This window comes from Serratia entomophila, assembly GCF_021462285.1.
GTDB lineage: Bacteria > Pseudomonadota > Gammaproteobacteria > Enterobacterales > Enterobacteriaceae > Serratia > Serratia entomophila.
Genome location: NZ_CP082787.1, coordinates 4080634 through 4092773, shown reverse-complemented (window position 1 = coordinate 4092773; position 12140 = coordinate 4080634). Strand labels below are relative to the sequence as shown.

General features: G+C 59.9%; 12 protein-coding genes. 8 read left to right on the top strand and 4 right to left on the bottom strand.

The features are described 5' to 3' along the window. Positions 1 to 70 precede the first annotated feature (70 nt). A complete protein-coding gene (locus KHA73_RS19800; RefSeq protein ID WP_234586174.1) occupies positions 71 to 370 on the bottom strand; it encodes a hypothetical protein in 300 nt (99 codons plus the stop codon). Here KHA73_RS19800 and epd point away from each other — a divergent pair. The 3 genes from epd (at position 369) to fbaA (ending at position 3773) form a co-directional block, all read left to right on the top strand. Next, a complete protein-coding gene (epd, locus tag KHA73_RS19795) occupies positions 369 to 1385 on the top strand; it encodes an erythrose-4-phosphate dehydrogenase (RefSeq protein WP_234586172.1) in 1017 nt (338 codons plus the stop codon). The two genes, KHA73_RS19800 and epd, sit on opposite strands and share 2 nt — an antisense overlap. A 30-nt stretch (positions 1386 to 1415) precedes the next feature. Continuing rightward, complete coding sequence (gene pgk, locus KHA73_RS19790) at positions 1416 to 2579, top strand: phosphoglycerate kinase (RefSeq protein ID WP_234586170.1); 1164 nt, start codon at positions 1416 to 1418, stop codon at positions 2577 to 2579. 114 nt (positions 2580 to 2693) lie between these two features. After that, positions 2694 to 3773 (top strand): class II fructose-bisphosphate aldolase, encoded by a 1080-nt coding sequence (gene fbaA, locus KHA73_RS19785; RefSeq protein WP_234586168.1) that lies wholly within the window; start codon positions 2694 to 2696, stop codon positions 3771 to 3773. A 56-nt stretch (positions 3774 to 3829) separates the two neighbouring features. Here fbaA and KHA73_RS19780 read toward each other — a convergent pair whose 3' ends face one another. Beyond that, on the bottom strand, positions 3830 to 4498 hold the full coding sequence (locus KHA73_RS19780) for a DUF1345 domain-containing protein (protein WP_234586167.1): 669 nt from the start codon (positions 4496 to 4498) through the stop codon (positions 3830 to 3832). Between the two features lie 203 nt (positions 4499 to 4701). Between KHA73_RS19780 and mscS the strand changes: the two genes are divergently transcribed. Further along, a complete protein-coding gene (gene mscS, locus KHA73_RS19775) occupies positions 4702 to 5568 on the top strand; it encodes a small-conductance mechanosensitive channel MscS (protein WP_234586166.1) in 867 nt (288 codons plus the stop codon). 38 nt (positions 5569 to 5606) lie between these two features. On the opposite strand, the gene KHA73_RS19770 is transcribed toward mscS, so the two are convergent. Continuing rightward, complete coding sequence (locus tag KHA73_RS19770; protein ID WP_234586165.1) at positions 5607 to 6956, bottom strand: MFS transporter; 1350 nt, start codon at positions 6954 to 6956, stop codon at positions 5607 to 5609. 341 nt (positions 6957 to 7297) lie between these two features. Here KHA73_RS19770 and argO point away from each other — a divergent pair, with 341 nt between their 5' ends. Further along, positions 7298 to 7915, top strand: a complete 618-nt coding sequence (gene argO / locus KHA73_RS19765) for an arginine exporter ArgO (RefSeq protein ID WP_234586164.1) — start codon at positions 7298 to 7300, stop codon at positions 7913 to 7915. Positions 7916 to 8032: 117 nt separating this feature from the next. Continuing rightward, positions 8033 to 8764, top strand: a complete 732-nt coding sequence (locus tag KHA73_RS19760) for an oxidative stress defense protein (RefSeq protein ID WP_234586163.1) — start codon at positions 8033 to 8035, stop codon at positions 8762 to 8764. A 50-nt stretch (positions 8765 to 8814) separates the two neighbouring features. Here the strand turns inward: KHA73_RS19760 and KHA73_RS19755 are convergent, their stop codons facing one another. Further along, positions 8815 to 9708 (bottom strand): LysR family transcriptional regulator ArgP, encoded by an 894-nt coding sequence (locus tag KHA73_RS19755; RefSeq protein WP_234586162.1) that lies wholly within the window; start codon positions 9706 to 9708, stop codon positions 8815 to 8817. A gap of 204 nt (positions 9709 to 9912) precedes the next feature. Here KHA73_RS19755 and rpiA point away from each other — a divergent pair, with 204 nt between their 5' ends. Both rpiA and serA read left to right on the top strand, forming a co-directional pair. Further along, positions 9913 to 10569 (top strand): ribose-5-phosphate isomerase RpiA, encoded by a 657-nt coding sequence (rpiA, locus tag KHA73_RS19750; RefSeq protein WP_234586161.1) that lies wholly within the window; start codon positions 9913 to 9915, stop codon positions 10567 to 10569. 292 nt (positions 10570 to 10861) lie between these two features. After that, a complete protein-coding gene (gene serA, locus KHA73_RS19745) occupies positions 10862 to 12100 on the top strand; it encodes a phosphoglycerate dehydrogenase (RefSeq protein ID WP_234586160.1) in 1239 nt (412 codons plus the stop codon). Positions 12101 to 12140: the final 40 nt, after the last annotated feature.

Sequence of the window (12140 nt, the reverse complement as noted above, 5' to 3'; positions counted from 1 at the left end):
GCGGTCTTTCGACGATAAATTCGGCCTTCTGCCGGTTGTCTCTGGCCGCGGCTCAGGCCAAAAGTGTGCGCTAGATCATCTTATTCTCGTAAAACTCCTTCCCGTTGCTTGCCGGTTCGCTGCATCTGTTCCTTTTGCCAAAACTTTGGTTTATGCTCGGCTGAAGCGTTTCAGTTGATGCGGTCTTCAGCAGAAACGCCGGAGTGAGGGCGGCGGCATCGCGCCGGCGCCGAGGAATAATGCAACGCGGCGATTCACAGCGGGCGGTACGATACACTACTCTATGCGGGTTATTCAGATAACCAGTCAGCGCCGGCCCGGCGCCGGTGAGTTCGCCCGGCGAGGGAAGGCCCTTTTTCAGGAGCAGCATGACCATCCGCATAGCGATAAACGGCTTTGGCCGCATTGGCCGCAGCGTATTGCGCGCACTGTACGAATCGGGACGGCGAGCGGAAATTTCCGTGGTGGCGATCAACGAACTGGCGAACGCCGAGGGGATGGCCCACCTGCTGAAATACGACTCCAGCCACGGTCGCTTCGCCTGGGACGTGCGCCAGGAGCGCGACACGCTGAGCGTTGGCGATGATGCTATCCGTCTGCTGCATCAGCCGGCGGTAGAGCTGCTGCCCTGGGGCGAGCTGGGCGTTGACGTGGTGCTGGACTGCAGCGGCGTGTACGGCAGCCGGGCGGATGGCGAAGCCCACCTGGCGGCGGGAGCGAAGAAGGTGCTGTTTGCCCACCCGGGCGGCCACGATCTGGACGCCACCGTGGTGTTTGGCGTCAACCACCAGACGCTGCTGGCGGAGCATCGCATCGTGTCTAACGCCTCATGCACCACCAACTGCATTATTCCGGTGATCAAGCTGCTGGACGATGCCTACAGCATCGAATCCGGCACCGTGACCACCATCCACTCGGCGATGAACGATCAGCCGGTGATTGACGCCTATCACGCGGATTTGCGGCGCACCCGAGCGGCGAGCCAGTCGATTATTCCTGTCGACACCAAGCTGGCCGCAGGCATCACCCGTATTTTCCCGCAGTTTTGCGATAGGTTCGAGGCGATTTCCGTGCGCGTGCCGACCATTAACGTGACGGCGATCGATCTCAGCGTCAGCGTGAGTTCAGCGGTGAAAGTGACAGAGGTCAACCAGCTGTTGCAAAAGGCCGCACGGGGTTCTTTTCGTGGTATAGTTGATTACACGGAACTACCATTAGTTTCGATCGATTTTAACCATGACCCGCACAGCGCTATCGTTGACGGTACACAGACGCGGGTCAGCGGGCAGCACCTGATTAAGACCTTGGTCTGGTGCGACAATGAATGGGGCTTTGCCAACCGGATGTTGGATACAACACGGGCAATGGCCGCCAGCGGTTTCTAGTTTATAGAGATTCAACTAAGAGGGTTCACCATGTCTGTAATTAAGATGTCCGATCTGGATCTGGCGGGTAAACGCGTACTGATCCGTTCCGATCTGAACGTACCAGTGAAAGACGGTAAAGTGACTTCCGATGCGCGTATCCGCGCTTCCCTGCCGACTATCGAAGCTGCGCTGAAACAAGGCGCCCGCGTAATGGTAACGTCCCACCTGGGCCGCCCTACCGAAGGCGAGTACAACGAAGAATTCTCCCTGCTGCCAGTAGTTAACTACCTGAAAGATCATCTGAAATCCCCAGTTCGTCTGGCGAAAGACTATCTGGATGGCGTCGACGTCGCCGAGGGCGAACTGGTGGTGCTGGAAAACGTCCGTTTCAACAAGGGCGAGAAGAAAGACGACGAAACCCTGTCCAAGAAATACGCGGCGCTGTGCGACGTGTACGTGATGGACGCCTTCGGCACCGCGCACCGCGCGCAGGCTTCCACCCACGGCGTAGGCAAGTTCGCGCCCGTGGCCTGCGCCGGCCCGCTGCTGTCTGCAGAGCTGGAAGCGCTGGGCAAAGCCCTGGGCAATCCGGCGCGTCCGATGGTCGCCATCGTGGGCGGTTCTAAAGTGTCCACCAAGCTGACCGTGCTGGACTCGCTGTCCAAAATCGCCGATCAGCTGATCGTCGGCGGCGGCATCGCCAACACCTTCGTGGCGGCGCAGGGCAACAACGTAGGCCAATCGCTGTACGAGCCGGACCTGATCCCGAACGCGCAGAAACTGCTGGAAACCTGCGACATTCCGGTGCCGACCGACGTGCGCGTAGCGACCGAGTTCTCTGAAGACGCGGTGGCCACCGTGAAGCAGGCCAACGAGATCAAAGACAACGAGCAAATTCTGGATATGGGCGACGTCTCAGCCGAGCGTCTGGCCGTTATCCTGAAGAACGCCAAAACCATTCTGTGGAATGGCCCGGTTGGCGTATTCGAGTTCCCTAACTTCCGTAAGGGCACCGAAATTGTCGCCCGCGCGATCGCCGATAGCGAAGCTTTCTCCATCGCCGGCGGCGGCGACACTCTGGCAGCAATCGACCTGTTCGGTATCGCTGACAAAATCTCCTACATCTCTACCGGCGGCGGCGCCTTCCTGGAATTCGTGGAAGGGAAACCACTGCCGGCCGTAGTGATGCTGGAAGAGCGCGCTAAGCAGTAATTCAGACAACGGGGGGCGAAAGCCGCCCGTTTGTTTTATACCGCGCGGCAACGGCGGCGCGGCGTGAAAAATCGATTTACCTCCATCTAGGCTGACGAAACAGGACAAAGAAACATGTCTAAAATTTTTGATTTCGTAAAACCGGGTGTCATCACGGGTGATGACGTTCAGAAAGTATTCGCAGTAGCTAAAGAGAACAACTTTGCGCTGCCGGCGGTTAACTGCGTGGGCACCGACTCCATCAACGCCGTGCTGGAAACAGCGGCGAAGGTGCGTGCGCCGGTCATCGTACAGTTCTCCAACGGCGGCGCGGCGTTCATCGCCGGCAAAGGCGTGAAGACTGACGTCCCGCAGGGCGCAGCGATTCTGGGCGCAATCTCCGGTGCACACCATGTTCACCAGATGGCAGAGCATTACGGCGTGCCGGTTATCCTGCACACCGACCACTGCGCGAAGAAACTGCTGCCATGGCTGGACGGCCTGCTGGACGCCGGTGAGAAACACTTCGCCGCTACCGGCAAACCGCTGTTCTCTTCCCATATGATCGACCTGTCCGAAGAGTCCCTGGAAGAAAACATCGAGATCTGCAGCAAGTATCTGGCCCGCATGGCCAAGATCGGCATGACGCTGGAAATCGAACTGGGCTGCACCGGCGGTGAAGAAGATGGCGTGGACAACAGCCATATGGACGCATCCGCACTGTACACCCAGCCGGAAGACGTGGCTTACGCCTACGAAAAACTGCACGCCATCAGCCCGCGCTTCACCATCGCTGCGTCGTTCGGTAACGTGCACGGCGTTTACAAGCCAGGTAACGTCAAGCTGACCCCGACCATCCTGCGTGATTCTCAGGACTACGTGTCCAAGAAATACAACCTGCCGCACAACAGCCTGGACTTCGTGTTCCACGGCGGTTCCGGTTCTACCGACGCAGAGATCAAAGAGTCTGTAGGCTACGGCGTGATCAAGATGAACATCGACACCGACACCCAATGGGCGACCTGGGACGGCATCCTGCAGTACTACAAAGCGAACGAAGCTTACCTGCAGGGCCAGTTGGGCAACCCGAAAGGCGCCGATCAGCCGAACAAAAAATACTACGATCCACGCGTATGGCTGCGCGCAGCGCAGACCAGCATGGTGACCCGTCTGGAACAGGCCTTCAAAGATCTGAACGCGGTAGACGTTCTGTAATCTTCGGCACCTGCTGCAAGACATGCAAGGCTCCCTATCGGGAGCCTTTTTCGTTTCTAGCCCAGCAGGCCGGCGCCGACGTTGATCGACAACCCCAGGATCACCATATTGAACACGAAGGAGATAACCGACTGCAGCAGGGTGATTTTACGCACCTCGGCTGCGCCGACCGCCACGTCGGCGGTTTGCGACGCCACCGCGATGGTGAACGAGAAGTAGGCGAAATCCATATAGGTCGGTTCGGTGAGATTGCCGGGAAACAGCAGCGGCAGCGGATCCTGCTGTGCGCCCTGGCGGTAAAACTGGTGGGCGTAATGCATGGTGAAAGCGGTCGGCAGCAGCAGCCAGGACACCGCCAGCGTGGCGCCGGTCAGCGCCAGATGCAGAGTTTTCAATGAATCGCTGACCTGTTTGGCGCTGCCGAGCTCGAACAGGATCGCCAGAATGCTCACCAGGCAGCCGATGCTGACTAACGCCAGCACCTTGCTGGCGCTTTCGTCCTGCGAGCGGGCGATCTGGCGGATATGCGTTGGCGTGCTCACCAGCATCAGCCGCCACAAAAACAGCAGGTAAAGCCAGGCCAGCACGTTCCAGCCAATCATCAATCGCTGCAGCAGCGAAAGCTGCGCGGGCAGCAGCGCAAAGCATAGCAGCCCGGCGCCGATCGAAAACAGCAGCCGGGGCCGAACCTGCCAGTAGTGCCTGAGCGAGGAGCGAATGTGCATGGCGGGCGGGATCCTTGTCTTAAAAAGCGAGAGCGCTGTGTTCAGCATAGAAGACGCGGACGGTGTTTCGGCTATTTTTAACGCTTACGGTTGGCATGCGGCTTTAATGTTGGTTACCCTAATGCGGTGGTTTCCTACTGGCCAAAGAGGCCGGTGTATTTTTGCGCGTTTATCCCTTTAGGGGCAGAGTTAGGACGACACGAATGAAAGATTTGAATGTAGTAGACGGCATCAACGGCGCCGGCGATTGGCTGGTGAAGAATCAGGATCTGCTGATCCAGTACGCGGTGAACGTTGTCGCCGCCATCGTTATCCTGATCATCGGTTCGATCATCGCCCGCGTGGTCGGCAATGCGTTAAACCGCGTGATGAAGCTGCGCGGCATCGACGCCACGGTAGCGGACTTCCTGTCGGCGATCGTGCGTTACGGCGTGCTGGCCTTCACCTTTATCGCGGTATTGGGGCGCGTTGGCGTGCAGACCACTTCGGTGATCGCCGTGCTGGGCGCCGCCGGTTTGGCCGTTGGCCTGGCGCTGCAGGGCTCGCTGTCCAACTTTGCCGCCGGCGTGCTGTTGGTTATCTTCCGTCCGCTGCGGGTAGGCGAGTACGTTGACCTGGGCGGCGTGGCCGGTACCGTCGATCAGGTGCAGATTTTCTCCACCACGCTGCGCACCGCCGACAACAAAACCATCGTGGTGCCGAACGGCAAAATCATCGCCGGCAACATCATCAACTACTCTCGCGAGCCGAACCGCCGCGTGGATATCGTGGTGGGCGTTGCCTACAACGCCGATATCGACGTGGTGAAGAAGGTGCTGGGTGACGTGATCGCCGCCGACAAACGCATCATGCACGCTAAAGGCGTGACCGTGCGTCTGAACGAAATGGCGCCGTCCTCGCTGAATTTCGTCACCCGCTCCTGGACCACCAACGCAGAATACTGGAACGTGTACTTCGACCTGATGGAAAACTTCAAGCGCGCGCTGGATGCCAACAATATCGGCATTCCGTTCCCGCAGATGGACGTTCATCTGTATCGTACTGAAGACGCGTCCGCCAAGGCGGAATAAGCGAAAGGGGGGCTTCGGCCCCCTTTTTGTTTTTGCCGTCAGGTGCGGGTGAGGGGAGCGGCGACCGGCTTGCGGCGGCTTCGGCTGAGCCGGTAGAGCAGGAAGATGGCGGCGGAGCCCACCAATACCGGCAGCGCCAGCCAGATGAAGAACGCCTCGGCGCTGCCCGCCGCGCTAATCATCCAGGCGCCGAGCATCGAGCCGACGATGGAGCCGAAGCGGCCATTGGCCATCGCCCAGCTTACCCCGGTAACGCGAGCGGCGGTTGGGTAGAGGGTGGTGGAGACCAGGTTCAGGCCGTTTTGCGCGCCCGCCACGCCGAAACCGATGAGGAAGACGGCGGCGGCCAGCGTATAGACGTCGCCCATCAGGTAACCGGTGGCGCCAACCACCAGCGCGGCGCCCAAATAAGACAACGCCAGCACTTTGTATGGCCCGACACGGTCCATCAGCAGCGCCATCAAAATGGCGCCGAGCGTACCGCCCAGCGGCACCATCGCCCCAATGCGCGACGCGTGCGCGATATCGTAACCGGCGTCTTTGAGAATGCTCGGCAGCCAGCTGGTGAGCAGGTAGAACACGAACAGCGAACAGAAGAAGGCCAGCCACAGCAGCAGGGTGCGCACCGCGCGGCCTTCGGTGAACAGGTGCGAAATCGGCGATCTGGCCTGCACGGAGCGTTCGTCATCGATAATCGTCACCCCCGCCCAGCTTTTGCCGGTGATGCGCCCGACGACCCGGCGCAGGCTGTCGGCGTATTTGGGGTTGGACGTCATAAAGCGCACCGATTCGGGCATTTGCCAGGCCAGCAGCGGCAGCAACAGCAGCGGCGCAATGCCGCCGAGCATCAGCACGCCGCGCCAACCGTAAGTGGGAATAATCTGCCCGGCCAGCATGCCGCCCAATGCCAGGCCCGCCGTAAAGCCGCTCCAACTCAGGGTGACCATCAGCATTCGCCGGCGCGCCGGCGAGTACTCGGAACTGAGCGTGATGCAGGTGGGCATGGCGCCTCCCAAACCGATGCCGGTGATTAATCGCAGCAGGGTCAGCGACGCGATCGAGTTCGTATAGGCCGAGGCCAAAGTACCGCCGCCAAAAATCAGTATCGAGGCGAGCAACACGCGTTTGCGGCCGATGGCATCGGCGATCGGGCCGAAGATCAGGCTGCCGAGCAGCAGGCCGAACAAGCCTGCGCCAAAGGTGGGCGACAGCTGTGCAGGCTGCAGGCTCCATTCTTCGCGCAGGGCGGGGGCAATATAGCCGATAACGGCGGTATCAAAACCGTCCAGCAGGACTATCAGAAAACACAGGCTGAGGATCAGGGTCTGGTAGGGGGATATCTTCGCCTGATCGATGATCTCACTGATGCGAGCGGTATTTGGGCTCATGGGCGTTCCACTTTCATTAGGCTGGTGTGGGGCTGGCTGGAGGGCAGTGCAGGCGTCCAGTTCCTTCTGGAATGGGCCTGATCCAAAGCCGCTTTGGCTGGCATGGCGTAGAAACCCGATTATACCAGAGCCAGGGGGTTGTGGGCGATGCGGTGGCGGCTACTTGGCCGGCCGCTCGGCGCATCCCTCAGGCGCCGGGAGCCGTTACGCCAACCTGGCTATTAGCCGTTCTGATGGCTGATTAGGAACATCAATTTCACCTAATAATCCCTTCCTCGTATGATGCGCGTGTTGACCGATACGCGCCCTCGTCCGGCGCCTTTACTGTTTCGAGGAATACCATGCTTGCCGTTTTCTTGCAGGGCTTTGCCCTGAGCGCCGCGATGATCCTGCCGCTGGGCCCGCAAAACGTTTTTGTGATGAATCAGGGCATTCGCCGCCAGTATCACCTGATGATCGCCGCGCTGTGCGCGCTGAGCGATATCCTGTTGATCTGCGCCGGCATCTTTGGCGGCAGCGCGCTGCTGACCCGTTCGCCGCTGCTGCTGGGGCTGGTGACCTGGGGCGGCGTGGCGTTTCTGCTGTGGTACGGCTGGGGCGCATTCCGCGCCGCGTTCAGCCCGCAGCCTGTGCAGGCGGTGACTCAGGCGCTGGCGCAGAGCCGCTGGCGCATCGTGGTTACCATGCTGGCGGTCACCTGGCTGAACCCGCACGTCTATCTGGACACCTTCGTGGTGCTGGGCAGCCTGGGCGGCCAGTTGACGGCGGACGTGCGCTCCTGGTTCGCGCTGGGCGCGGTCAGCGCCTCGGTGGTGTGGTTCTTCGGGCTGGCGTTGTTGGCTTCCTGGCTGGCGCCCTGGCTGAACACCCAACTGGCGCAGCGCATCATCAATGGGTTGGTGGGGCTGGTGATGTGGGGCATCGCGCTGCAGCTGGCCTGGCAGGGGGCAAATTTATAAGAATTTGTCACTAATCCGAATTTAAATCACCGCGCGATATGCTAGGTTTTATGCCAAGGAACCGGCCGTTCTCACTGGGGGGCCGGTAATCAGAGACAGCCCTCATAAGGAGACACTGTGAAGCTTAAAGCATTGGCTATGGCCGCAATGGTTGGATTAGGGACGTTACCTTTGGCGCTGCAGGCGGCCGAAGTGCCGGAAGGCCCGCACGTGGTCACGTCAGGCACCTCCAGCGTCGACGCTACGCCGGACATCGCCACCCTGGCGATCGAAGTCAGCGTGTCTTCCAAAGACGCCGCGCAGGCGAAAAAGCAGGTGGATGAGCGCGTGGCGCAATACTTCGATTTCCTGCAGAAAAATAACATCGAGAAGAAAGACATCAGCGCCGCCAACCTGCGTACTCAGCCGGAATACGATTACCTGAAAACCGGCGAATCGGTGTTGAAAGGTTATCGCGCGGTGCGCCAGGTGCAGGTGACGCTGCGCCAGTTGGACAAGCTGAATGAGCTGCTGGACGGCGCGCTGAAATCCGGTTTGAACGAGATCCGCGCGGTTGAGCTGGGCGTCGCCAAGCCGGACGTCTACCGCGAGCAGGCGCGCCAGAAGGCCATCGAAAACGCCACCCAGCAGGCCGCTTCACTGGCCAAAGGCTTCAACGCCAAGCTGGGGCCGGTATACAGCATTCGCTATCATGTCGCCAACTACCAGCCGATGCCGGTGGCGCGGATGTACAAGGCCGCGGGCGCGGCGGCGGAAAGCGATGTGGCGCAAACCTATGAACAGCAAAGCATTCACTTCGACGATCAGGTGGATGTGGTGTTCGAACTGCAGCGCAACGCCGCACAGTAACGGCGGGTCAGCGGCAATTAAAAAGGTTCGCCGCGGCGAACCTTTTTCGTTTAATCCTGGCGCAGCACCTGGCGGCCGTGCGCCAACAGCGCGTCGGTCACTTTGCGCATCATGCGGCTCTCCGGCGCAAAGCGGTGCCAGTACAGCATGCGGCGCTGGTACAACCCCGGCGTCAGGTCGATCAGTTCCCCCGACTCCAGCTCTTTTTCAATCTGCAGATGCGGGATCATACAGCAGGTGGTGCCCTGGCGGGCCAGCTGCACGAAGGCTTCCGACGAATTCACGATGTGGCAGGGCACGCTGCCCGGCGACAAATCGAAGTTCTGCTGCAGGAACGCCTGATGCATATCGTCGAGATGATCGAACGCCACCGCCGGCGCCTTCAACAGCGCAGAGCGGGTGACGCCGTTCGGGAAATAGCGCTCGGCGAAGCTTTTCGAGGCGACGAACAGGTAGTCCAGCGCGCCCAATTGATCCACCAGGCAACTCGGCAGTGGCTGCGGCTGAATACTCACCGCCCCCACCACTTCGCCGCGGCGCAGCCGTTCCTGGGTGCGCGTTTCGTCTTCCACCTGCATATTCAGGCGGATCGGCGAGTCGGCCAGCACCGGCTTCAGCGCCGGCAGCAGCCAGGTCGCCAGGCTGTCGGCGTTGACCGCCAGCGACAGCAGCAGCGGGGTATCCACGCCGGTGTCGTTGCCCAGCCACTCTTCTTCCAGCAGCTCAACCTGATGCAGCAGCGCCAGCAATTTTTGCCCCTGCTCGGTGGGGCGCGGCGGCACGGTGCGCACCAGCAGCGGTTGGCCGAACAGGTTTTCCAGCTGTTTGATGCGTTGGGATACCGCCGATTGCGTGATGCAGAGTTTTTGTGCAGCGCGCTCAAAGCCGCGCTCACGGATCACCGCGTCCAGCGCTTGCAGCGTTCGATAGTCTGGGCGTTTCATCGGAAAGATATCCCTTAAATTAAATTGATACCGGCACTATGCCACATTTTGCAGGTTGCGCAGGTGTAAAAATCACGCGGTCATCTGGCCGCGGCGCGGCTAAAAATGCGGCTCAGGGTGAAGAAGTGTGATCCTGCCTGAGTGAAAAATCGCGTTTTACCCTATAATACGCACAGGTTTTCGTACATAGGCAATGGACATATTATGACGCAGGATGAACTGAAAAAAGCGGTTGGCTGGGCGGCGCTGGAGTACGTGACGCCGGGCACCATCGTCGGGGTGGGCACCGGTTCGACCGCCGCCCATTTTATTGATGCGCTGGGCTCCATCAAGCATCAGATCGAGGGCGCGGTATCCAGTTCCGACGCCTCCACCGCCAAGCTGAAAAGCCTCGGCATTCACGTGTTCGACAGCAACGAAGTGGACTCGCTGGATATCTACGTCGACGGCGCGGACGAAATCAACGCCCATATGCAGATGATCAAAGGCGGCGGCGCAGCCCTGACGCGTGAAAAGATCATCGCCGCCATCGCGCGCAAGTTCATCTGCATCGTCGATTCCTCCAAGCAGGTGGACGTGCTGGGCAAATTCCCGCTGCCGGTGGAAGTGATCCCGATGGCCCGCTCTTACGTAGCGCGCGAGCTGGTGAAGCTGGGCGGTCTGCCGGAGTATCGCCAGAACGTCGTGACCGACAACGGCAACGTGATCCTCGACGTGCATAACCTGAGCATCACCGACGCGGTGGCGCTGGAGAACAAAATCAACGGCATCGCCGGTGTGGTCACCGTCGGCCTGTTCGCCAACCGCGGCGCGGACGTGGCGCTGGTCGGTACGCCGGAGGGCGTGAAGGTCGTAGAATAAATCACCGCCTGCGGCCTGGGGGGGCTTCCCGGCCGCATAATTCACTGGCTAAAACATCTTTTCTCGAATGCGCCAAATTTGGTGACTTATGTCACATTACTGACGCTGGCTCCCTAAAGCTTCTGTCGAAATCTTTCCCTGTGGCATTTTCTGCCAGAAACCGTTAGCAACCTTGAGCCTTGTACTGCCGGGCAGGCAATCGTTTGTATTGCCGACCGCGTTATTTTTGTTATGTTGGATGGGTGCTGTTTCACAACAGCCGCTTCTGAAGTCTGAACATAGGGTCGGGTAAATGGCAAAAGTATCATTGGAGAAAGACAGGATTAAATTCCTGTTGGTGGAAGGGGTTCATCAGAGCACGGTAGATAACTTACGTGCCGCCGGTTATACCAACATTGAATACCATAAAGGTGCGTTAGACACCGAATCGCTCAAGGCATCCATCCGCGATGCGCACTTCGTCGGCATCCGATCGCGCACGCATCTGACCGAAGAGGTTTTCGCCGCCGCAGAGAAACTGGTTGCGGTGGGTTGTTTCTGCATCGGCACCAACCAGGTTGAATTGAAAGCGGCGACCAAACGCGGCATTCCGGTGTTTAACGCGCCATTCTCCAATACCCGATCCGTGGCCGAAATGGTGCTGGGCGAGCTGCTGTTGATGCTGCGCGGCATTCCGGCCGCCAACGCCAAGGCGCACCGCGGCGTGTGGCACAAACTGGCCGTCGGCTCATATGAAGCGCGCGGCAAGAAGCTGGGCATTATCGGCTACGGCCATATCGGCACCCAGCTGGGCATTCTGGCGGAAGGCCTGGGCATGAAGGTGTTCTTCTACGACATCGAGAACAAGCTGCCGCTGGGCAATGCTCAGCAGGTGCGCCATCTGTCCGATCTGCTCAACATGAGCGACGTGGTGACGCTGCACGTGCCGGAAACCCTGTCGACCAAGAATATGATGGGCGCGGAAGAGCTGGCGCTGATGAAGCCGGGCGCTATTCTGATCAACGCCTCGCGCGGCACCGTGGTGGATATCCCCGCGCTGTGCAACGCGCTGGCCAGCAATCACCTGGCCGGGGCGGCGATCGACGTCTTCCCGGAAGAGCCGGCGACCAACAGCGATCCGTTCAACTCGCCGCTGTGCGAGTTCGACAACGTGCTGCTGACGCCGCACATCGGCGGCTCCACCCAGGAAGCGCAGGAGAACATCGGCGACGAAGTGGCCGGCAAGCTGGCCAAATACTCCGACAACGGTTCGACCCTCTCGGCGGTCAACTTCCCGGAAGTCTCGCTGCCGGCGCATGGCCCTAACGCCAGCCGCCTGCTGCATATCCACGAAAACCGCCCAGGCGTGCTGACGCAGATTAACCAGATCTTCGCCGAAGAAGGGGTTAACATCGCCGCGCAGTACCTGCAAACCGGCCCGGAAATCGGCTATGTGGTGATCGACGTCGAAGCGGAAACCGAACGCGCCGACGCCGCGCTGCAGCGCATGAAGGCCATCGACGGCACCATCCGCGCTCGCCTGTTGCTCTGATAGCGCAAGCGTACGCATGAAAAAGGCCGGATCCTCCGGC

Coding starts and splice junctions, on each gene's coding strand:
- mscS (WP_234586166.1), top strand. CDS start 4,702: ATGAAAGATTTGAATGTAGTAGACGGCATCAACGGCGCCGGCGATTGG.
- KHA73_RS19755 (WP_234586162.1), bottom strand. CDS start 9,708: ATGAAACGCCCAGACTATCGAACGCTGCAAGCGCTGGACGCGGTGATC.
- KHA73_RS19770 (WP_234586165.1), bottom strand. CDS start 6,956: ATGAGCCCAAATACCGCTCGCATCAGTGAGATCATCGATCAGGCGAAG.
- KHA73_RS19780 (WP_234586167.1), bottom strand. CDS start 4,498: ATGCACATTCGCTCCTCGCTCAGGCACTACTGGCAGGTTCGGCCCCGG.
- pgk (WP_234586170.1), top strand. CDS start 1,416: ATGTCTGTAATTAAGATGTCCGATCTGGATCTGGCGGGTAAACGCGTA.
- rpiA (WP_234586161.1), top strand. CDS start 9,913: ATGACGCAGGATGAACTGAAAAAAGCGGTTGGCTGGGCGGCGCTGGAG.
- fbaA (WP_234586168.1), top strand. CDS start 2,694: ATGTCTAAAATTTTTGATTTCGTAAAACCGGGTGTCATCACGGGTGAT.
- epd (WP_234586172.1), top strand. CDS start 369: ATGACCATCCGCATAGCGATAAACGGCTTTGGCCGCATTGGCCGCAGC.
- serA (WP_234586160.1), top strand. CDS start 10,862: ATGGCAAAAGTATCATTGGAGAAAGACAGGATTAAATTCCTGTTGGTG.
- KHA73_RS19800 (WP_234586174.1), bottom strand. CDS start 370: ATGCTGCTCCTGAAAAAGGGCCTTCCCTCGCCGGGCGAACTCACCGGC.
- argO (WP_234586164.1), top strand. CDS start 7,298: ATGCTTGCCGTTTTCTTGCAGGGCTTTGCCCTGAGCGCCGCGATGATC.